Below are 21272 nucleotides of genomic sequence, written 5' to 3'. Positions count from 1 at the left end.
ACTGGTTCACCATGGACAGCCCCGCCGCATCCCACGGCACTCACACCATCACCAACACTCCCGCCCTCGACCCCTCGATCGCACGACGTCTGAAGAAGACGCCGGAGGGACTCGTGGCCGCCATCGCGCAGCAGCACGACACCGGTGAAGTGCTGATGCTCGGCTGGATGGACGAGGAGGCCCTGCGCCGTACCCTCACCACCGGACGGGCGACCTACTTCTCCCGGTCCCGGCAGGAGTACTGGCGCAAGGGGGACACCTCGGGTCACATCCAGGAGGTGGTCTCCGTGTCGCTGGATTGCGATGGGGACACGCTCCTGATCGAGGTGGACCAGACCGGTGCTGCGTGCCACACCGGCACCCGCACCTGTTTCGAGGGGCGCATGCTGCCGCTGGCTCGTCCTGCTTCCACCGAATCCGCCGAAGGAACCCCCACGAATGCGTGAACTCGGCGCCGTCACCCCGTCGGCCCAGGAATTCGAAGAGCTCGCCGCCCAGCACCGGGTCATCCCTGTGACCCTGACCGTGCTGGCCGACGGTCTGACTCCGGTGGGCATCTACCGCCGGTTGGGAGCCGACGCACCCGGCACGTTCCTGATGGAGTCCGCGGCCCAAGGCGGAGTCTGGTCCCGCTACTCCTTCATCGGCGCGGGAAGCGCGGCCACCCTGACGACGCGTGCTGGTGACCACCACACGGCCACCGCCCAGTGGCTGGGGGACCCGCCGGCGGGCGTTCCCACGGACGGTGACCCCATCGAGGTGTTGCGCACCACCCTGGACGTGCTGTCCACGGACGTGCGTGACGGCGTCGGGAAGGATCTGCCGAATCTGGTGTCCGGGATGGCGGGTTTCCTCGGCTGGCCCACGGTCCGCCGATGGGAACGATTGCCGTCTCCACCGCCGGACGATCTGGGACTGCCCGAGCTGGCGATGAATCTCATCACCGACCTGGCCGTCCATGACACCGTCGACGGGACCGTCACGCTGGTCGCCAATGCCATCAACCACAACGGCCTGGCCTCGGGAGCGCACGAAGCGTGGACCGACGCCGTCGATCGCCTGCACTCGATGCTCGATCGCTTGACGACCGGTCCGACCGGTCCGACTGGCCCCACCGGTCCCGCTGACTGTGCCGAAGACCCCGTATCGACGGCCCCGCCGGGTTGGCTGGACATGGAAGTCGCCGCCCACGTGCACGATTCCTGGACCCACGAAGGCTTTCTGGACGCCGTGGCCAAGGCGCAACAGGCGATCGTCGACGGCGAGGTCTTTCAGATCGTCGTCTCGCGCCGGTTCACCACCGAGACGACGGCCAGCGGGCTGGACATCTACCGCGTGCTGCGGGCCACGAATCCCAGCCCCTACATGTACCTCTTCACCTTCGAGAAGCCCGACGGCGGCCAGTACCAGATCGTGGGATCCTCACCGGAGGCGCTGGTCACCGTGAACGACGGATCGGTCATCACGCATCCGATCGCCGGCTCCCGCCCGCGAGGGACCTCGGTGCAGGAGGATCACCTGAACGAGAAGTCCCTGGTCAACGACGAGAAGGAGCGCGCCGAGCACCTGATGCTCGTCGATCTCTCGCGCAACGACCTGTCCAAGGTGTGCCGGCCGGGAACCGTGTCAGTGACCCAGTTCATGGAAGTCGAGCGGTTCAGCCACATCATGCATCTGGTCTCACACGTGGAGGGACAGTTGGAGCCGGGACACAATGCGCTGGACGTGTTGGCCGCGGCGTTCCCGGCCGGGACCTTGTCGGGTGCCCCGAAACCGCGGGCACTGCAGCTGCTGGACGAGTGGGAGCCTCAAGAGCGGGGCCCGTACGGGGGAGTGGTCGGCTATTTCGACCTCGCCGGCAACATGGACATGGCCATCAACATTCGCTCGGCGACCCTGATGAACGGCACCGCCTACGTTCAGGCGGGGGCGGGCATCGTGGCCGACTCCGTTCCCGAGAGTGAGGCCGCCGAGACCGTGACGAAGTCCAGCGCCCCGATGCGAGCCGTGCTCGCGGCGGGACAGCTGCGAACGGTGCAGAGCAAGGACAACTCATGAACCTCACACGACGCACCGCCGTACTCTGGGCTCTGGCCGCTGGGGTCATCATCCTGGGCACGGGCGCGCAGACGTGGATCCACTCGTCGCAGATCCCCGGGCTGCCGGGCACCTCGGTGACGACCTCGGGGAACGAAGCGGCCGCCGTCGTGCCCGCCATGGCGCTCGTGGGACTCGCCGGGGGGATCGCCTTGTCGATGGCACGCCGGGTGGGGAGATGGGTGGCGTCGGTCTTGCTGATGCTGGCCGGACTCGCCACGGTGTGGGCCTCTCTGCAGGCCGTGCTGGACCCGGCCGCGGCCGCCCGGCCGCAGGTATCGGAGACGAGTGGCATGACGGCCGACGCCGGCGCCTACGCGGTGACCGTGTGGCCGTGGCTGACGCTGGTGGGCGGCGTCCTACTCGGGCTATGCGGCGTCGCCGTGCTGATCTTCGGCCGCGGATGGAGAGTCAACCGACGCTATGAGGTGACTCCGTCCTCGGCCGCACCAGCCGGCACAGCAGCCGGTACAGCAGCCGGCACAGCGACACCAGCGACCGAGCCCACGGCCATCGACGCGTGGGACGAATTGAGCCGGGGCTCCGACCCGACGTAAGGCGTCGGCGGCGGTCCGTCCGTGGCAGAATGAGGGGAAGACCTGAGCAGCTGCCGCACCATGGGCGTGCGGGCATCCACGAAAGGGACGGTCCATGACCACCTCGTACCGCGCCTCCGACGACGACCTCGTCCTCAACGACCCGACCCACGCGGAGCCACTGGGTCACGGCAACTCGCCCGCGGCCTGGACTCTGGTGCTGTTGGTCATTGCGGGCTTCGTCCTGGTCATGATCGGTCTGCTGGCCGATCTGTTCTTCCTGGACATCGCCGGGATCGTCGTGGCCGTGGCAGGTCTGATCGCCGGGTTCATCATGAAGAAGGCCGGCTTCGGCACCAAGGGCCATGCCCAGCCTCCAGCGCACTGATGACGACTGTTCTCGACGAGATCATCGTCGGGGTCCGTGAAGACCTCGAGGTCCGCCGCAGCGAGGTGTCGCTGGAACGGATCCGCGACCGCGCCGCCGAAACCACTCGACGGTCCCCGGCCCGCGATGCCTATGCCGCCTTGTCCGGGGGGCGCACCGATCCTGCGGGCGTGCGCATGATCACCGAAGTGAAACGCTCCAGCCCCTCCAAGGGCGCGCTGGCAGAGATCGCCTCACCGGCGGAACTGGCTCGCGACTACGAGGCCGGCGGTGCCGCCGCGATCTCGGTGCTGACCGAGTCCCGACGTTTCAGGGGATCCCTGGCCGACCTGGACGCGGTCCGGGCGGCGGTGGATGTCCCCGTGCTGCGAAAGGACTTCACCGTCGATGAGTACATGATCTATGAGGCTCGCGCCCACGGTGCCGATCTGGTGCTGTTGATCGTGGCCGCTCTCGACGACGCCCAACTGGCAGCATTCCTCGACCTCACCCACGAGCTGGGCATGAACGCCCTCGTCGAGGCTCATACGCCGGAGGAGATCGAGCGTGCCGTGGCGGTGGACGCGAAGATCGTCGGCGTCAACGTGCGCAACCTCAAGACGCTCGAGATCCACCCGGAGAACTACGCCACGCTGGCCCCCCATCTGCCCGAGGGCGTGGTCCGGGTCGCCGAATCGGGAGTGCAGGGAGCCGAGCAGGTGGCGGGCTACGCTCGAGACGGAGCGGACGCGGTTCTCGTGGGCGAGGCCCTCGTCCGCCATGGTGACCCGGTCGGGGCCATCCGCGACTTTCGGGCCGCGTCGACGGCTGTGCGCCGCTGAGCACGCCGGATAGATAACGAACACCGTCCACAACACAGACTGGAACGTAGATGATTGAGCACACCGGCAGCTACCAGAACCAGCCGGGGCCGTACTTCGGTCCGTACGGCGGTCGCTGGATGCCCGAATCCCTGATCGCCGCCCTCGAGGAGGTGGACCGGACCTTCACGGAGGCCAAGCACGATCCGGACTTTGCCGCCGAGTTGCAGGAGCTGTTCGACAACTACGTGAACCGCCCGTCGCTGCTCACGGAGGTTCCGCGGTTCGCTCAGGACTCGCCGGGAGTGCGGATCTTCCTCAAGCGTGAGGATCTCAACCACACCGGTTCGCACAAGATCAACAACGTCATCGGCCAGGCCCTGTTGGCCCGGCGGATGGGCAAGACCCGGTTGATCGCCGAGACCGGTGCTGGCCAGCACGGGGTGGCGACGGCCACTGCCGCGGCGCTGTTCGGCATGGACTGCACCATCTACATGGGCGAGGTGGACACTGAGCGTCAGGCGCTCAACGTCGCTCGGATGGAGATGCTGGGGGCCAGCGTCGTTCCGGTGAAGACCGGGGCCCGCACACTCAAGGACGCCATCAACGAGGCGCTGCGCGACTGGGTGGCCTCGGTGAGCAACACCCATTATCTGTTGGGCACCGTGACCGGCCCCGCGCCGTTCCCGGCGATGGTCCGGTATTTCCACTCCGTCATCGGCGTGGAAACCCGTGAGCAGATCCTCTCCCAGGCCGGACGCTTGCCGGACGCGATCTGTGCGTGTGTGGGCGGCGGCTCGAACGCCATGGGGATCTTCCATGCGTTCCTGGATGACGCCGACGTCGAGCTGTATGGTCTCGAGGCCGGAGGCGAGGGCATCGAGACCGGCCGGCACGCCGCGTCGATCAATCTTGGACGCACGGGAGTTCTGCACGGTGCGCGCACGTACCTGATGCAGGACGAAGACGGACAGACCACCGACTCCCACTCGATTTCCGCCGGACTGGACTACCCCGCCGTCGGTCCGGAGCACGCGTGGCTGAATGACACCGGCCGCGCTCACTATGAGCCCGTGAACGACCGCGAGTGCATGGACGCCTTCCAGCGCCTGTGCCGTACCGAGGGCATCGTTCCGGCCATCGAATCCGCGCACGCGTTGGCCGGGGCCCTGCGACTGGCCGAACGGTGGTCGCAGGAGGGGCTCGTCGGACCGGAGACCGCCGACGGTGAGGAGAAGATCATCGTCGTCAGCCTCTCCGGACGCGGTGACAAGGACGTGGCGACGGCCGCCAAGTATTTCGGCATGCTGCCGGACGCGCCGACCCCCGAAGGCGGCGACGCGGACGCCGTGGCCGCTCGCCCCGAAGGAGCACAGAACTGATGGCAGAAATGGAATCGACCCCGACGGACGCTGTGGCCACACCGGCCGAGGTGCGTTCGCTCACCTCGCAGGCGATCGAGGCGGCCCGGGCGGCCGGCCGCACCGCCTTCATCGGCTACCTGCCCGCCGGTTTCCCGACGGTGGAGGACTCCATCGAGGCGGCGGTGGCTCTGGGGAAGAGTGGCGCCGACGTCATTGAGATCGGCATCCCGTACTCGGATCCCGTCATGGACGGCCCCGTGATCCAGGCCGCCACGAGCGAGGTGCTGTCGGCCGGTTTCCGCATCGATTCCGTCTTCGAGATCGTCCGGGCCGTGTCCGAACGGACCGACGCCGCCGTGCTGGTGATGACCTACTGGAACATCGTGGACCGGATGGGCGTGGAGACCTTCGCCCGTCGCCTGGCCGAGGCCGGCGGAGCGGGCATCATCACCCCTGACCTCGTGCCGGAAGAGGCCGGGGAATGGTTCGAGTCCTCCGACCGCTACGGTCTCGACCGGATCTTCCTCACCGCGCCCAGTTCCAGCACGGAGCGCGTGGACCTCATCACGGCCTCGTCCCGCGGTTTCGTCTACGCGGTGTCCCTCATGGGTGTCACCGGGGCCCGCTCCGAGGTGTCCACGGCCGCGCGGAACGTGGTCGCCGCCGCTCATGCGGCGGGGGCCCCTCGTGTGGCCGTCGGCCTGGGCATCTCCACACCGGAACACATCCGCGAGATCGGCGAGTACGCCGACGGCGCCATCGTGGGCACCGCGCTGGTGTCGGCGCTGCGGGAGGGCGGCCCGGCCGCCGTCGGGAAGCTGGCCGCTGAGCTGGCGACCGGCACCTCAACCAACACCGGCACCTCAACCAACACCGGCACCGGAGCGAACCGGTGACCGGCGGCATGATCACGGCCGCGATTCCTGCCCCGGCATGGGACGGGTTCGAGATCGGCCCGCTGACCATCCATGCCTACGCGCTGTGCATCATCGCGGGCATCGTCGTGGCCCTGTGGCTGGCCTCGCGGCGGTGGGCCGCACGGGGCGGTCCCGAGGGTCGCATCATCGACATCTCGATCTGGGCCATCCTGTTCGGCCTGGTCGGCGCCCGCCTGTACCACGTGGTGTCATCGCCGGACGCCTACTTCGGACCGAACTTCGACGGTTCGGGGGACCTGACGAAGATCTGGCGTGTCTGGGAGGGTGGCCTCGGGATCTGGGGCGCCGTGGCCCTGGGAGCCGTGGGCGCCTGGATCGCGTGCCGGCGCTACGGGTTCAAGATCTCCGCCTATGCCGACGTCGTGGCTCCCGGGGTGCTGTTGGCACAGGCCATTGGGCGGCTGGGCAACTACTTCAATCAGGAGCTCTTCGGCGGTCCCACCACGCTCCCGTGGGGGCTCCAGGTGGCTTCGGACCACCCGAACTTCCCCGCCGGCGCCTTGGAGGGCACCCTGTTCCATCCCACGTTCCTTTACGAGATGGTGTGGAACCTCCTGGGCGTGGCGCTGCTGCTGCTCCTCGATCGGAAGCTGCGACTGCGTCGGGGCATGATGCTCTGGTCCTACGTCGCCTGGTACACCGCTGGCCGGACCTGGATCGAGATGATGCGCATCGACGATGCCGAGATGATCACCCTGTTCGGCACGACCCAACGCCTGAACGTGTGGACCTCGCTGTTGATGTTCCTGGTGGCCGTCGGACTGCTGATCTATCTGGCCGTCACGCGGCCCAAGACCGCCGAGGCCCGGGCCGAATCCGACTCGGTGTGGCGGGTGAAGCCGGCCGAGGAGACCGGGGATGAGCCAGCCGCCGACTCCTCATCGTCCGCCTTGCCGGAGGACCGAGACGGTGAGAAAGTTAACTCCCACGAAACAAAAAAAGTCGCCCCAGAGACGACCAGTGGTGATTGAGGCCCAGGAGCATCGGTAGTATTGATCGAACTGCATTGACCTGGGGACGAACGGACCGCTTGGTCCGAACCTCTTCAGGCCATCGGGGCCGATGACGTCCCCTTCCCTTGCAGCAGAACTCCTGCGCGCCGGAAGGACTTGAATGACATTGCGCCCTGATGACGAGAACAACCGTCTCCCGGACGGCCAGCCGGCCGACGCCCCACTGCCGGACGACTCAGCCCAGGAACAACTGGCCAACGACCCGAAGAACCCGTTCAATCGGTTCTCGGCCATCCCGGAGCAACAGGGTCTGTATCGGCCGGACACCGAGACGGAGAACTGCGGCCTCGCGGTCATCTCGACCCTGCGTGGCACTCCCGGCCATGACATCGTGGAGCACGCTCTCGTCGCCTTGCGCAATCTCGAACACCGCGGCGGGGTCGGCGGTGACGACGGCACCGGTGACGGCGCCGGACTGCTGCTGCAGATCCCGCACGACTTCCTGAGCGAGGTCGTCGACTTCCAGCTGCCCGCCGCCGGAGAGTACGCCGTGGGCACCGCGTTCCTGCCCCAAGAGCCCGATGAGCGCCGCGAATGTGTCGAAGGCATCGAGGAGCGAGCGCAAGAAGAGGGCCTGACCGTTCTGGGCTGGCGCGATGTTCCCGTCAATGACGAGGTCCTCGGCGCGTCCGCCCGCGCGATCATGCCGTACTTCTCCCAGCTGTTCCTGGCCATGGCTCCAGAGGCAGAGCCGGAAGAAGCCGGCCAGGGCGAGCACGGAGACACTCTGGACGCCCGCGCCTTCCGGGTCCGCAAGCGGACGCAGAACAAGCACGGGGTGTATTTCCCGTCGCTGTCGGCCCAGACCATCGTCTACAAGGGCATGCTGACCACGGGACAGCTCGAGCCGTTCTACCCAGACCTGTCCGATCCGCGCTTCGCCACCACGCTGGCGATCGTCCACTCGCGGTTCTCCACCAACACGTTCCCTTCCTGGCCGCTGGCCCAGCCGTTCCGGACCATCGCTCACAACGGTGAGATCAACACCGTCAAGGGCAACCGGAACTGGATGCGCGCCCGCCAGTCGATGCTGAGCTCGTCCGTCTTGGGCGAGGAGCCGGAGAAGCTCTACCCGATCTGCACTCCCGGTGCCTCGGACTCGGCGAACTTCGACGAGGTCGCCGAGCTGTTGATGCTCGCCGGTCGCCCGTTGAGCCACGTGATCATGATGATGATCCCGGAGGCCTGGGAGAACCACGAGACCATGGACCCCGATCGCCGGGCGTTCTACGAGTACCACTCGATGCTGATGGAGCCGTGGGACGGACCGGCCGCCGTGGCCTTCACGGACGGGCGTCAGGTCGGCGCCGTGCTCGACCGCAACGGACTGCGCCCGGCCCGCTACTGGGTCACCGACGACGGTCTGGTCGTCTTGGCCTCCGAGGTCGGCGTCCTGCCGCTCGAGCCGTCCAAGATCGTGCGCAAGGGCCGCGTCGCACCGGGCCGGATGTTCCTGGTGGACACCGCCGAGGGACGCATCATCGAGGACAACGAGGTCAAGGCGGACGTCGCCTCGGCCAACCCGTGGCGCCAGTGGGTGCAGGAGAACCTCATCCACCTCGAGGACCTGCCCGATCGCGAGCACGTGAATTACTCCTCGAGCTCCGTCGCCCATCGCCAGCGGACCTTCGGGTACACCACCGAGGAACTGCGGATCCTCGTCGGCCCCATGGCGGAGAAGGGTGCTGAGCCGCTCGGCGCCATGGGCACCGATACCCCGGTGGCCGTGCTGTCCAAGCGCCCACGGCTGCTGTTCGACTACTTCACCCAGTCCTTCGCTCAGGTCACCAACCCGCCGCTGGACTCCATTCGCGAGGAACTCGTCACCTCCATGCGGACCTCCATCGGTCCGGACGGCAATCTGTTGTCCACCGAACGGGTCCGCACGCGGCACGTGAACCTCGAGTTCCCGGTGATCGACAACGATCAGCTGGCCAAGATCGCCCATCTGAGGGCCGACGACGGCGAGCGGCCCGGCACGAAGGCCGCCCTGAAGGTCCGTGGCCTGTACCGGGTCGACGGCGGCGCGGCCGGCTTGCGCTCCCGCCTCACCGAGATCTGTGAACAGGTCTCGGCCGCGGTCAACCGCGGGGTGCAGTACATCGTCCTCTCCGACCGGGATTCCAACGCCCAGTGGGCTCCGATCCCGTCGTTGCTGCTGCTCTCGGCCGTGCATCATCACCTGCTGTCCTCGGCCAATCGCACCCGGGCCTCGTTGCTGGTGGAAGCCGGAGACGTGCGCGAGGTTCACCACGTGGCCGTGTTGATCGGCTTCGGCGCCTCCGCGGTGAACCCGTACCTGGCCATGGAATCGGCCGAGGAACTGGTCCGTACCGGTGCCATCACCGGGGTCACCCGCGAGCAGGCGGTGGACAACCTGATCAAGGCGCTCGGCAAGGGCGTGCAGAAGATCATGTCCAAGATGGGCATCTCCACGGTCGCCTCGTACTGCGGGGCACAGACGTTCGAGGCCATCGGACTGTCCCGTTCACTCGTGGACCGGTACTTCGTCGGCACGCATTCGCCAATGGGCGGTGTGGACCTGGAGGTTATCGCCGCAGAGAACCAGCAGCGTCACTGGGCCGCCTACCCGCCGGACGGCAATGACATCGACCCGTACCGGGAGCTCGAGAACGGTGGCGAGTACCAGTGGCGCCGGGACGGGCCACCGCACCTGTTCAATCCGGACACGGTCTTCCGTTTGCAGCACTCCACCCGCACCCGTCAGTACGGGATCTTCAAGGAGTACACCCGCCGGGTGGACGATCAGTCCAAGGACCTGATGACCCTGCGTGGTCTGTTGACCCTCAAGACCGGCGTCCGCCCGCCCGTCCCGCTGGACGAGGTTGAGCCGGTCTCCGAGATCGTTCGTCGCTTCTCCACCGGAGCCATGAGCTACGGCTCGATCTCCCGTGAAGCGCACGAGACCCTCGCGGTCGCCATGAACCGGCTGGGCGGCAAGTCCAACACCGGTGAGGGCGGCGAGGACGCCGAACGCCTGTTGGACCCGGAACGTCGGTCGGCCGTCAAACAGATCGCCTCCGGCCGGTTCGGCGTCACGAGCCTCTACTTGGCCACGGCTGACGATCTGCAGATCAAGATGGCTCAGGGCGCCAAGCCCGGTGAGGGCGGCCAGCTGATGGGCACCAAGGTGTACCCATGGGTCGCCACCACCCGGCACTCCACTCCCGGGGTCAGCCTGGTGTCCCCGCCACCGCACCACGACATCTACTCGATCGAGGACTTCGCCGAGTTGATCCATGATCTGAAGCGGTCCAATCCCGCGGCACGCGTCAACGTGAAGCTGGTGTCCGAATCCGGTGTGGGCACCGTGGCGGCCGGTGTGACCAAGGCCAAGGCCGACGTCGTGCTCATTTCCGGGCACGACGGCGGCACCGGCGCCTCGCCGCTGAACTCGCTCAAGCACGCCGGGGCTCCGTGGGAGCTCGGCCTGGCCGAGACGCAGCAGACGCTGATGCTCAACGGTCTGCGCGACCGCGTGGTGGTGCAGGTGGACGGTCAGCTCAAGACCGGCCGGGACGTGGTGATTGCCGCGCTGCTGGGCGCCGAGGAGTTCGGGTTCGCGACGGCACCGTTGGTCGTTTCCGGCTGCATCATGATGCGCGTCTGCCACCTCGACACCTGCCCCGTGGGTGTGGCCACCCAGAACCCGGAACTGCGGTCCCGGTACACGGGCCAGGCCGATCACGTGGTGAACTTCTTCGAGTTCATCGCCGAAGAGGTCCGCGAGTACCTGGCCGAGCTCGGCTTCCGGTCCCTCGACGAGGCCATCGGTCATGTCGAGGCCTTGGACCGGGATCAGACCAGGAACCACTGGAAGACCGAGGGACTGGACCTGGACAGCATCCTGAAGGGCTACGATCCGACCGCCTCGGACACGGCTCTGCAGCTGTCCAACACCCATGGCCAGAACCACGAGCTCGACCAGCACTTCGACAAGGACCTCATCACCGCGGCGGAGCCGGCGATCGCCAACAACACTCCGGTGCAGGTGTCCAAGCGGATCACCAACGTGGACCGTGCCGCCGGCACCATGCTCGGCTACCACGTCACGAAGGCGCGGTTGCTGGACGAGCTCGAGACGGACACGATCACCGTGAACCTCACGGGTGAGGCCGGACAGTCGCTGGGCGCGTTCCTGCCCTCCGGCATCACACTGCGCCTGCAGGGCGACGCCAACGACTATGTCGCCAAGGGCCTGTCCGGTGGCCGGATCATCGTCCGCCCGGACCGCAGTTCCGCCTTCGCCGCGGAGGACAACGTGGTGGCCGGCAACGTGATCGGCTACGGCGCCACCTCGGGCGAGATCTTCCTGCGCGGACGCGTGGGGGAGCGGTTCCTGGTCCGCAACTCCGGGGCGACCGCCGTCGTCGAGGGTATCGGCGACCACGGTTGTGAGTACATGACCGGTGGTCAGGCCCTGATCCTCGGAAGGACCGGGCGCAACTTCGCGGCCGGGATGTCCGGCGGTACAGCCTGGGTGCTGGACCTGGACCGCACCGTGCTGAACCCGTTGGCCGTGGCGAACCACGACCTGTTGCTGCTCGAGCCGCGCGAGGAGGACCGCACCGCGATTGCCGAGCTGCTGGAACGTCACCACGCGGAGACCGGGTCGCCGGTCGCCGCTCACCTGCTCGAGAACTTCGAGGAGTCACTGGCCCGCTTCACCACCGTGTTGCCGGCTACCTACGACGCCGTGCTGAAGACCCGTGCGGCTGTGATCGACGAAGGACTAGACCCCGACGGCGATGCCGCCTGGGGCCGGATTGTGGAGGCTACTCGTGGCTGATCCCCGTGGATTCCTGGCCCATCCAGAACGGGTGGACCGCCCGTCACGCCCCGTGCCCGTGCGCATCATGGACTTCAAAGAGGTCTATGTCGAGCAGGACGAGGCCACGGTCCGCACCCAGGCCAGCCGGTGCATGGACTGCGGCATCCCGTTCTGCCACGACGGTTGTCCGCTGGGCAATCTCATTCCGGAGTGGAATGATCTCGTCCGGCGCGGACGCTGGGAAGAGGCCGCTGCCCGCTTGCACGCGACCAACAACTTCCCGGAGGTCACCGGACGTGTCTGCCCGGCGCCCTGCGAGTCCTCGTGCGTGCTGGGCATCAATCAGCCGCCCGTGACCATCAAGCAGACCGAGGTGTCCATCGCGGATGCCGTCTTCGAGAACGACTGGCTCGACCCGGTCATCCCGCAGCGGTTGAACGGGCGCACCGTGGCCGTCGTCGGGTCCGGTCCGGCCGGTCTCGCGGCGGCCCAGCAGCTCACCCGCGCCGGGTTCACCGTGGCCGTGTACGAGCGCGACGACCGGATCGGCGGACTGCTGCGGTACGGGATTCCCGACTTCAAGATGGAGAAGGACCTCCTGGACCGGCGCATCGCCCAGATGGAGGCCGAGGGCACCCGGTTCCGCACCAGCGTGGACATCGGCTCGGACATCACGTGGGACGACCTGCGCGAGCGCTATGACGCCGTCATCATCGCCACCGGTGCTCCGGTGCCGCGTGAACTGCCCGTCGCCGGGCGCGAGCTCAAGGGCGTCCACGTGGCCATGGACTACCTGGTCCAGTCGAACCACGCGGTGAACGGTGATCATGTCCCCGACCAGATCCGGGCCGACGGCAAGCATGTGGTCATCCTGGGTGGCGGCGACACCGGCGCAGACTGCATCGGCACCGCCCACCGCCACGGCGCGGCATCCGTCACCACGCTGGCGATCGGCCGGGAGCTGCCGACCGAGCGTCCGGCCGATCAGCCCTGGCCGACCGTTCCGAGGGTCTTCGAGGTCTCCTCGGCGGACGCCGAGGGCGGCACGCGCCAGTACCTGGCCTCCACGGTCGAGTTCCTGGGTGACGACGACGGCCACGTCCGGGCCCTGCGGGTGGCCGAGACCGAGTACCTGCCGGACGGCCGCCGCGTGCCCAAGCCCGGCACCGAGCGGGAGATCCCTGCCGATCTGGTGCTGCTGGCGCTCGGTTTCACCGGGGTGGAGGACGCAGGTCTCGGCGAGCAGGCCGGCGTCTTGCTGGAGCGCGGTCTCGTCAAGCGTGACCACCGCTATGAGACCGAGACCCCTGGTGTCTTCGTGGCCGGCGACGCCGGTCGCGGCGCTTCACTGGTGGTCTGGGCCATCGCCGAGGGCCGGGCCTGTGCCCGCGCCGTCGACGAGTCGCTGGAGTCCTGGACGCGGCTGCCGTCGCCGGTGGCGCCGACCGATCGGGCGCTGTCGGTTTAAGCGGGAACTGTCGGTTTAACCGGTGGGTGTGGTGCCGTCACCGGCGCTGACCTGGATAGGCTGGAGGCATGAGACATGCGAAGATCGTCGCGACGTTCGGCCCGGCCAATGAGGGATACCAGAACACCAAGGAACTGATCGCCGCCGGCGTGGACGTGGCTCGGCTGAATATGAGCCACGGCGCCTGGGCGATCCACGAGCAGACCTACGCGGACATCCGGAAGGCCGCGGGCGAACTCGACCGACCCGTGGCCATTTTCGCCGACCTGCAGGGGCCGAAGATCCGCCTGGGACGCTTCGCCGATGGACCGCATGATCTCTCCATGGGGGACCGGTTCACCATCACCACGCGGGACGTCGACGGCAGCGCCGATCTCTGCAGCACCACCTTCAAGGGACTGCCTCAAGACGTGAACGCCGGGGACTCGCTGCTGATCGACGACGGCAAGGTGGCCCTGCGCGCGCTCGAGGTCACGGAGACCGACGTCGTCACCGAAGTGGTGATTCCCGGCACCGTCTCCAACAACAAGGGCATCAACCTCCCCGGGGTGTCCGTGAGCGTGCCCGCCCTGTCCGAGAAGGACGAGGAGGATCTGCGGTGGGCCCTGGACCTCGGGGTGGACATGATCGCCCTGTCCTTCGTCCGCACCCCCGAGGACATCGAGCGGGTGCACGAGATCATGGACGAGAAGGGGCGCCGGATCCCGGTGATCGCCAAGATCGAGAAGCCGCAGGCCGTGGACGCACTGCACGGGATCGTCGACGCCTTCGATGCGATCATGGTGGCCCGCGGAGACCTAGGTGTGGAGTTGCCACTGGAAGACGTCCCGGTGGTGCAGAAGAGAGCCGTGGAGTTGGCCCGCCGGTGGGCGAAACCGGTGATCGTGGCCACCCAGGTGCTGGAGTCCATGATCGACAATCCGCGTCCCACCCGTGCCGAGGCCTCCGACTGCGCCAACGCGGTGCTGGACGGCGCCGACGCGGTGATGCTCTCGGGTGAGACGTCCGTGGGCAAGTACCCGGTGCGGACCGTGGAGACCATGGCGCGGATCATCGAGTCGACCGAGACCCATGGCCTGGACCGGATCAGTCCACTGGGTTCACGGCCGAAGACTCGCGGGGGTGCGATCACCCGCGCCGCGGTGGACATCGCCAATCAGCTGGACGTTCGTTACCTGGCCACGTTCACCCAGTCCGGTGACTCGGCCCGTCGGTTGTCCCGGTTGCGTCCGCAGCAGATGGTCTACGCCTTCACCCACGTGGAGCACACGCACAACGTCCTGTGCCTGTCCTGGGGCGTGCTGCCGAAGATGGTGCCCTTCGCGTCCTCGACGGACGAGATGACGGCGCAGGTCGACCAGTCCCTACTGCGAGAGAAGATCGCCGGCGTGAACGATCTGGTGGTCATCGCCGCCGGATCTCCTCCCGGCCAAGCGGGATCGACCAATACGCTTAAGGTGCACCGGATCGGCGATCTGGCCGACTCGGGCGGAGTGCTCGACGGACAACAAGGGCCGGCCCGCGAGCCGGTCGGAATGTGGTCAGCTCCGTCTCCGGTGTAGACGTGGTGTAGGCCTGGTGTAGTCCGTTAGCCCATCTGGTCGACGACCGTCTGAGCGACTTCTCGCATGCTCAGGCGGCGATCCATGGACGTCTTCTGGATCCAGCGGAACGCCTCCGGCTCGGACAGGTTCAGCGTCGAGGTCAGCAATGACTTGGCACGGTCCACGAGCTTGCGTGTGGCGAACTGCTCAGAGAGGTCGGAGATCTCGGCTTCGAGGACGCGCAACTCCTCGAACCGGGCCACGGCCAGTTCGATGGCGGGCACCAGGTCGTTCTCGTTGAACGGCTTGACCACGTAGGCCATGGCCCCGGCCTCGCGGGCCCGTTCCACGAGCTCGCGCTGGCTGAAGGCCGTCAACAGCACGACGGGAGCGATCTTGCCCTCGGCCAGATGCTCCGCGGCGGTGATGCCATCCATGATGGGCATCTTGACGTCCATGAGCACGACGTCGGGGCGCAGTTCCGTTGCCACGTCCAGGGCCTTCTGGCCGTTGTCGGCCTCACCGACCACGTCATAGCCCTGAGCGGTGAGGATCTCAACGATGTCCACCCGGATCAGCGTCTCGTCCTCTGCGACGACGACGCGCCGCTTCTCGGCATGGGGCCGCGCCGCCTGGGGCTTCTCTGCCGTGAGCGGTTCTGCCTCGGGTTGAGTGGGGTTATCGGTCGGCATGACTCCTCCTTGCGCACGGGACCGCCTCCAGCGTATCCGCTCGGTCAGCGTCACGGGTCTGTGGCGTGTATCCTTGTAGGGCTGTCTTCTCGAGAGCACTGGTTGACCAAGAAATGGTTGACCAAGAGAAGTTCAGCAGCAGCAGTAGTCAGGCCCGAATGGCGGAATTGGCAGACGCGCCGCACTCAAAATGCGGTACCGAAAGGTGTGTGGGTTCAAGTCCCACTTCGGGCACCATTGTCACAAGCATTGTCGCAAACTTGGTGTGAAGTGTGTGGTCGCCGTTGTCGGCGATTCGCACTGATCCTGACACGTCCTCTGCAATATGACTGCGAGCCATCAGGATCGGCGCGAATGCCGGGCTAGATCAGCGTCAGTAGTCTCGGCGCTCCGCGAGATCGCCCAGGTAGCGAACGACCAGGTTCATGAAGCCGGCGAAGGCGATCAAGGCGACGAACGCGAAGATCACGGACAGGATGGTCAGCGCCGTGACGATCTGCGGGACCTGCCCGCCCCAGTCTCCGGCCACGAGGGGCACGACGCCGGCCCCAGCGCCAGCAACGATGGACCCGACGGTCCCTACCGCAAACCAGCTACCCACATTGTCGTTCGCCATGGCCGAAGCATATCCGCCCCGGGTCAGTCCTCGAGAGCGCTCCCGTGCGCCTCATCCCTCCGCGTTATCTCCGTGACGGGCCCAGGATCATGTTGGTGATTTTGGCCGTGGACAGCCGCTTGCCGGCGTCGTTGGTCATGACGATCTCGTGGGTGGTGAGCGTTCCGCCCAGGTGAATGGGCGTGCAGGTTCCAGTCACCATGCCCTCGGAGATGGCTCGGTGATGGGTGGCACTGATCTCGATGCCCACCACCGGCTTCTCGCCCCGGGTGTGGAGCACGGCCGCAATGGACCCCAGCGTCTCCGCCAGCACGAGGTGTGCACCGCCGTGGAGGATGCCGGCGTTCTGTTCGTTGCCGGCCACTGGCATGGTGGCGACCATGCGTTGCACCGTCATCTCCCGGAAGACGATTCCCATTTTGGCGGCCAGCGGGCTGATGCCCAGCTTTCCCATGGCGGCGTGGAGCTCCTCCGGAACTCCGGCATCGAGCATCATCTGTTTCCGCTCGGCCTCGGAGAGCTGCGGGGAGGTGCCGGGCACGAAGGCATACTGTGATCCGGCGGGCTGTGAACCGGCGGGGGCGTCTGTGAGGGCATCGTCCATGACCATTAGGCTGGCACCCGTGACTGATCCGAGCAATCCCGTGCCTGACGCCGCTGTTCCCGCCGCCCCGCCGGCCGCCGACCAGCGCCTGCTGGTCATCGATGGCCATTCGATGGCTTTCCGTGCCTTCTACGCGCTGCCGGTGGACAATTTCCTGACGGACACCGGTCAGCACACCAATGCCGTCTATGGCTTCGTCAACATGCTGCTGACGATGATCCGTCAGCAGAAGCCGACGCACGTGGCGGTCGCCTTCGACCTCGACACCCCGACGTTCCGCTCGGAGGAGTACAGCGAATACAAGGCGGGCCGGTCGAAGACTCCCGAGGAGTTCCACGGTCAGATCAACCTCATCATCAAGGTGATGGAGGCCATGAACATCCCCACGCTTTCTGTGGACGGCGCCGAGGCGGATGACATCGTCGCCACCATGGCGGCTCGGGCCGAGGAAGCCGGCTGGGACACCCGTGTGGTCTCCGGTGACCGGGACGCCTTCCAGCTCATCAATGACCAGACCGTGGTGCTGTACCCCAAGAAGGGCGTCTCGGACATTCCGCCGCTCGACGCCGCCGCGATCGAAGAGAAGTACGGCGTTCCGCCGGAGCGCTATCCGGACCTGGCTGCTCTGGTGGGGGAGACGGCAGACAATCTGCCCGGTGTGCCGGGCGTCGGGCCGAAGACGGCCGCCAAATGGATCAATCTCTACGGCACGGTCGAGCAGGTACTGGAACATGCCGACGAGATCAAGGGCAAAGCCGGACAGTCCCTGCGTGAGCATGCCGACGACGTCCGCCGCAACCGCCGACTCAATCGCTTGCTGCGGGATATGGACCTGCCGGTGGCCCTGGAGGCCACGGAGCTCGAACATCCGGACCATGAACAGATCGAGGAACTCTTCACGGCGCTGCAGTTCAACACCGTGCGGCAGCGGTTGTTCGACACCCTGGCTGAACGTCTGGGCGGTGAGCCCGAGTCAGCACCGGTCGAGGAGACGCCCCCGTACTCCGTGGTCACTACGGGTGCTGAATTGGAGGATTTCCTCGCCGAGCACGCGGCCAATCTGATGGGCGTGCACATCGTCCTGGACGGTCCGGCCATCCTGCCCAAGCGCAAGATCCCCGCGCCGGGGGACTACGGTCGTGCCATCGGTGCCGCGCTGGTCGCCGAGGATGCTGCGGTGTACATCGACCTGGACAGCGCCAACATCAGAACCAGCGCCAACACCAACACCCAGCCCGACGCCGGCCCCGGCCCGGTCCTGGCCGGCTACCTCTCCGAGGCGGGTCACCCGAAGGCGATCTACGACCTGAAGGCGGCGGCCAAGTCGCTGAAGTCCACCGGGCACACCACGGCACTCGGGCAGGATCTGACGCTGGCCGGCGTCGTGGACGATGTTCTGCTCTCCGCCTATCTGGTCCAACCGGACCGCCGTGGCTACGGACTGGACGCGCTCGTGCAGACCTACCTGCAGTCCACGCTCGAGATGGAGGACGATCCGACCCAGGCGGGTGATCAGCTGGAACTGGACCTTGGGGGCGCCGATGCTGCCGCCGGTGCCAATGCTGACGGATCCGGCGCCTCGTCCGCTGACGCGGTGCTGCACGCGCGGGCCGCGGCGGCCGTCCGTGCGGCGTGGATGGTGCGTCGGCTCTCGGAACAGTTCTCCCCGAAGCTGCTGGAGCGCGGGGCTCAGCAATTGCTGCTGGACCTGGAGATCCCGCTGGCCACGGTGCTGGTGGACATGGAACTGGCGGGGATCGCCGTCGACCGCAGTGTCCTGGACGGACTGTTCGCGGACTTCACCGACCGGATGCAGGCCGCCCAGGAGTCCGCGTGGGCATCCGTGGCCGAGGTGACCGGCGGCGAGAAGGTCAATCTGGGCTCTCCGAAGCAGCTGCAGGCCCTGCTGTTCGAGAAGTTGGACATGCCCAAGACCCGCAAGACGAAGACCGGGTACTCCACTGACGTCGAGTCGTTGACGGACCTGTTGAACCAGACGCAGCATCCGTTCCTGGAGAACCTGATGCTGCACCGCGACGCGACCAAGCTGCGGCAGACGGTCGAGGGGCTGCTGGAGACCGTGGCCGACGACGGCCGGATTCACACCACGTACTCGCAGACGGCCGCTGCCACGGGTCGCCTCTCCAGCCTGCACCCGAACCTGCAGAACATTCCCGTCCGCACCGAGGCCGGCCGCAAGATCCGGGACGTCTTCGTGGTCGGTGACGGACACGGCGCGCTGTTGACCGCTGATTACTCGCAGATCGAGATGCGGATCATGGCCCACCTGTCCGAGGATCAGGCCCTGATTCAGGCGTTCCAGGAGGGAGAGGACCTGCACCGCTTCGTCGGCTCCCAGGTGTTCGGCGTGGCACCCGAGGACGTCACCGGAGAGATGCGGGCCAAGGTCAAGGCGATGAGCTACGGATTGGCGTACGGCCTCAGTTCCTTCGGGCTCTCCAAGCAATTGCAGGTTCCCGTGGACGAGGCCCGTTCCCTGATGAAGGGGTACTTTGACCGTTTCGGGGCGGTCCGCGACTACTTGCAGGACATCGTGGCCCAGGCCCGCCGGGACGGCTACACGGCGACGATCAAGGGACGCCGCCGGTACCTGCCCGACCTCAACAGTGATAACCGGCAACTTCGGGACATGGCGGAGCGTGCTGCCCTCAATGCCCCCATCCAGGGCTCCGCCGCAGACATCATCAAGCAGGCCATGCTCGACGTCCGTCAGGGGATCGACGACCAGGGGTTGCGCTCCCGGTTGCTGCTCCAGGTCCATGACGAACTCGTGTTGGAGGTCCCGGACGACGAACTCGAGGTCGCCACCGAGCTGCTCAAGGAGAAGATGGGTGCGGCCGAGTCGCTGGCCGTGCCGCTGGACGTGCACATCGGTGTCGGGAGGAGCTGGCATGACGCAGCCCACTGAGACCCGCACTAAGACCAGCACCGGGCTGGAGCTGCATCGGTTCCGTCCGAGCGGCCGAACCGCCGCTGAGGACCAGCGATCGGCTCGGTTCGTCGCGGCCGTCGAGCGCGGCTTCTACGAGAAGGTCCCCGACGAGGACGCCCTCTCACAGACGCTGGGACTGCACGTCGAGGACGGACGCACCTATGTGGGGCTGTATGAGGCAGGAACCGGTTCAGCGGATCCAGCCCTGCAGCGGCCCGTCTCCACGCTCGCCAGCTTCCCGAAGAAGCTGTACACCGGGCGAGGGCGGGACCTGGAGTCCCTGCTGATCTCCGACGTGACCGTACTGCCCACGCACCGGCGCCGCGGCATCCTCCGCACCATGATGGAGGATGAACTGGCTCGGGCGGCCGCCGACGGAATGCCCATGGCGGCCCTGACGGCCTCCGAAGCGACCATCTACGGCCGCTTCGGCTTCGGGGTGGCCACCACTCGGCGTGCGGTCGAGGTGGATGCCGGCCCAGGAACCGCTCTGGCGAGTGCGGTGTCCGTCTCCATGGTGATGGTGGAGCCGAAGGACCTCACTGAGCTGGGTCCCCGGCTGTTCGAACGGACACGCCGGCAGACCCCCGGCTCCGTGGAGCGCACCGCCGCCTACCGCATTCGGGAGACGGACACCCGCGCGTCCGAGAACGAGAGGCGCGGCTCCGGGCTCTACGCCGCCGTCCATCACGACGACGAGGGGCAGCCCCGCGGCTACGTCACCTATCGCTTCGCCGGCTGGGATCGTCGACCGGCCACCGTCAAGGTGGACCTGCTGTATGCGACCACGGCCGAGAGCTACCGTGCGATCTGGGCGTATCTGATCAATCTGGATCTCATCGAGAAGATCGAATGGGAGTTGGCCCCGGACGATCGGCTGCTGGAACATCTCTTCACCGACCATCGCCGCGTCACCACCACGAGCCAGGAGGACCACTTGTGGCTGCGCATCCTGGACGTGCCCGCCTGCTTCCGGGGCCGCGCCTACGGTATGGCCGGCGAGCTGGGGAAGACCGGTGAGTGGGGGAAGGCCGGCGAGCTGACGCTCGAGGTGAGCGACGCCCTGGGCTACGCCGCCGGGACCTGGCGGCTCGCCGTGCGGGGCGGTGAGGCCGACGTCGTGGCCTGCGATGGTCCCGCCGACCTGAGCCTGGACGTGGCCGAACTCTCCAGCGTGTACCTCGGCGGGATCTCAGCGGAGATGCTGCGCCAAGCGGGCGGGATCACCGAACATCGAGCCGGTGCCGCCGCCGAGCTGACGGCCATGCTCGCACCCGACCGGCCGGTGTACTGCCTGACGGGGTTCTAGCTGAGAGGTTCTAGCTGAGGGGTTCTAGCGGCTTTGACCTTCGCTTGCCGTGGCCGTTAGACTGAGCGAGCATTTTCTGTGCACTCAATCTCTACATCAACCCACTATCCGGGTCTCGCGGCGCAGCCGTGCTGCCCGGCCGAGTGAACAATCCACAT

The 21272-nt window shown here is 67.0% G+C and carries 16 protein-coding genes and 1 tRNA gene; 14 read left to right on the top strand and 3 right to left on the bottom strand.

What is annotated here, in order from left to right; genetic code table 11:
• Positions 1-11: 11 nt before the first annotated feature.
• The 11 genes from hisI (at position 12) to pyk (ending at position 14958) form a co-directional block, all read left to right on the top strand.
• Positions 12-446 (top strand): phosphoribosyl-AMP cyclohydrolase, encoded by a 435-nt coding sequence (hisI, locus tag ACFQQD_RS09100; RefSeq protein WP_378088502.1) that lies wholly within the window; start codon positions 12-14, stop codon positions 444-446.
• Positions 439-2058, top strand: coding sequence for a chorismate-binding protein (locus ACFQQD_RS09095; RefSeq protein WP_378088500.1), 1620 nt, complete (start codon positions 439-441; stop codon positions 2056-2058). The genes hisI and ACFQQD_RS09095 overlap by 8 nt, the downstream gene beginning before the upstream one ends.
• Positions 2055-2654: a Trp biosynthesis-associated membrane protein gene (locus ACFQQD_RS09090; protein WP_378088497.1), complete on the top strand. Its 600-nt coding sequence runs from the start codon at positions 2055-2057 to the stop codon at positions 2652-2654. Before ACFQQD_RS09095 ends, ACFQQD_RS09090 begins: the two co-directional genes overlap by 4 nt.
• A 94-nt stretch (positions 2655-2748) precedes the next feature.
• Positions 2749-3021 carry an HGxxPAAW family protein gene (locus ACFQQD_RS09085; RefSeq protein ID WP_378088495.1) on the top strand — a complete coding sequence of 91 codons (273 nt, stop codon included), beginning with the start codon at positions 2749-2751 and terminating at the stop codon, positions 3019-3021.
• Complete coding sequence (trpC, locus tag ACFQQD_RS09080) at positions 3021-3842, top strand: indole-3-glycerol phosphate synthase TrpC (RefSeq protein ID WP_378088493.1); 822 nt, start codon at positions 3021-3023, stop codon at positions 3840-3842. Before ACFQQD_RS09085 ends, trpC begins: the two co-directional genes overlap by 1 nt.
• A gap of 50 nt (positions 3843-3892) precedes the next feature.
• The gene (gene trpB, locus ACFQQD_RS09075; protein WP_378088491.1) at positions 3893-5203 is read left to right on the top strand and encodes a tryptophan synthase subunit beta; all 1311 of its coding nucleotides are present in this window, start codon (positions 3893-3895) and stop codon (positions 5201-5203) included.
• Positions 5203-6081, top strand: a complete 879-nt coding sequence (gene trpA, locus ACFQQD_RS09070) for a tryptophan synthase subunit alpha (RefSeq protein ID WP_378088489.1) — start codon at positions 5203-5205, stop codon at positions 6079-6081. The genes trpB and trpA overlap by 1 nt, the downstream gene beginning before the upstream one ends.
• Positions 6082-6089: 8 nt before the next feature.
• Positions 6090-7094 (top strand): prolipoprotein diacylglyceryl transferase, encoded by a 1005-nt coding sequence (gene lgt, locus ACFQQD_RS09065; RefSeq protein WP_378088487.1) that lies wholly within the window; start codon positions 6090-6092, stop codon positions 7092-7094.
• Between the two features lie 142 nt (positions 7095-7236).
• A complete protein-coding gene (gene gltB, locus ACFQQD_RS09060) occupies positions 7237-11946 on the top strand; it encodes a glutamate synthase large subunit (RefSeq protein WP_378088485.1) in 4710 nt (1569 codons plus the stop codon).
• Positions 11939-13396 (top strand): glutamate synthase subunit beta, encoded by a 1458-nt coding sequence (locus tag ACFQQD_RS09055; RefSeq protein ID WP_378088483.1) that lies wholly within the window; start codon positions 11939-11941, stop codon positions 13394-13396. Before gltB ends, ACFQQD_RS09055 begins: the two co-directional genes overlap by 8 nt.
• Before the next feature lie 68 nt (positions 13397-13464).
• Positions 13465-14958: a pyruvate kinase gene (gene pyk, locus ACFQQD_RS09050; protein ID WP_378088481.1), complete on the top strand. Its 1494-nt coding sequence runs from the start codon at positions 13465-13467 to the stop codon at positions 14956-14958.
• 26 nt (positions 14959-14984) lie between these two features.
• On the opposite strand, the gene ACFQQD_RS09045 is transcribed toward pyk, so the two are convergent.
• Entirely contained in the window at positions 14985-15632 is a 648-nt protein-coding gene (locus ACFQQD_RS09045) for an ANTAR domain-containing response regulator (RefSeq protein ID WP_378088479.1), read from the bottom strand.
• A 152-nt stretch (positions 15633-15784) separates the two neighbouring features.
• On the opposite strand from ACFQQD_RS09045, the gene ACFQQD_RS09040 reads away from it, so the two are divergent.
• Positions 15785-15869, top strand: a tRNA-Leu gene (locus ACFQQD_RS09040).
• Positions 15870-16005: 136 nt separating this feature from the next.
• Here ACFQQD_RS09040 and ACFQQD_RS09035 read toward each other — a convergent pair.
• A complete protein-coding gene (locus ACFQQD_RS09035; RefSeq protein ID WP_378088477.1) occupies positions 16006-16248 on the bottom strand; it encodes a hypothetical protein in 243 nt (80 codons plus the stop codon).
• A gap of 64 nt (positions 16249-16312) precedes the next feature.
• A complete protein-coding gene (locus ACFQQD_RS09030; protein WP_378088475.1) occupies positions 16313-16852 on the bottom strand; it encodes a hotdog fold thioesterase in 540 nt (179 codons plus the stop codon).
• 112 nt (positions 16853-16964) lie between these two features.
• Between ACFQQD_RS09030 and polA the strand changes: the two genes are divergently transcribed.
• The gene (polA, locus tag ACFQQD_RS09025; RefSeq protein WP_378090070.1) at positions 16965-19781 is read left to right on the top strand and encodes a DNA polymerase I; all 2817 of its coding nucleotides are present in this window, start codon (positions 16965-16967) and stop codon (positions 19779-19781) included.
• The gene (locus tag ACFQQD_RS09020; protein ID WP_378088473.1) at positions 19765-21114 is read left to right on the top strand and encodes a GNAT family N-acetyltransferase; all 1350 of its coding nucleotides are present in this window, start codon (positions 19765-19767) and stop codon (positions 21112-21114) included. Before polA ends, ACFQQD_RS09020 begins: the two co-directional genes overlap by 17 nt.
• Positions 21115-21272 lie beyond the last annotated feature (158 nt).

Origin of the sequence: Citricoccus sp. GCM10030269 (assembly GCF_042665635.1) — a bacterium.
Classification (GTDB): Bacteria; Actinomycetota; Actinomycetes; order Actinomycetales; family Micrococcaceae; genus Citricoccus.
The sequence above is the reverse complement of the archived record's forward strand: the minus strand, read 5'-3'. Positions and strand labels throughout refer to the sequence as shown.

Coding starts and splice junctions, on each gene's coding strand:
- hisI (WP_378088502.1), top strand. CDS start 12: ATGGACAGCCCCGCCGCATCCCACGGCACTCACACCATCACCAACACT.
- gltB (WP_378088485.1), top strand. CDS start 7,237: ATGACATTGCGCCCTGATGACGAGAACAACCGTCTCCCGGACGGCCAG.
- lgt (WP_378088487.1), top strand. CDS start 6,090: ATGATCACGGCCGCGATTCCTGCCCCGGCATGGGACGGGTTCGAGATC.
- ACFQQD_RS09035 (WP_378088477.1), bottom strand. CDS start 16,248: ATGGCGAACGACAATGTGGGTAGCTGGTTTGCGGTAGGGACCGTCGGG.
- ACFQQD_RS09020 (WP_378088473.1), top strand. CDS start 19,765: ATGACGCAGCCCACTGAGACCCGCACTAAGACCAGCACCGGGCTGGAG.
- ACFQQD_RS09085 (WP_378088495.1), top strand. CDS start 2,749: ATGACCACCTCGTACCGCGCCTCCGACGACGACCTCGTCCTCAACGAC.
- pyk (WP_378088481.1), top strand. CDS start 13,465: ATGAGACATGCGAAGATCGTCGCGACGTTCGGCCCGGCCAATGAGGGA.
- ACFQQD_RS09095 (WP_378088500.1), top strand. CDS start 439: ATGCGTGAACTCGGCGCCGTCACCCCGTCGGCCCAGGAATTCGAAGAG.
- ACFQQD_RS09090 (WP_378088497.1), top strand. CDS start 2,055: ATGAACCTCACACGACGCACCGCCGTACTCTGGGCTCTGGCCGCTGGG.
- trpC (WP_378088493.1), top strand. CDS start 3,021: ATGACGACTGTTCTCGACGAGATCATCGTCGGGGTCCGTGAAGACCTC.
- polA (WP_378090070.1), top strand. CDS start 16,965: ATGGCTTTCCGTGCCTTCTACGCGCTGCCGGTGGACAATTTCCTGACG.
- trpA (WP_378088489.1), top strand. CDS start 5,203: ATGGCAGAAATGGAATCGACCCCGACGGACGCTGTGGCCACACCGGCC.
- trpB (WP_378088491.1), top strand. CDS start 3,893: ATGATTGAGCACACCGGCAGCTACCAGAACCAGCCGGGGCCGTACTTC.
- ACFQQD_RS09045 (WP_378088479.1), bottom strand. CDS start 15,632: ATGCCGACCGATAACCCCACTCAACCCGAGGCAGAACCGCTCACGGCA.
- ACFQQD_RS09030 (WP_378088475.1), bottom strand. CDS start 16,852: ATGGACGATGCCCTCACAGACGCCCCCGCCGGTTCACAGCCCGCCGGA.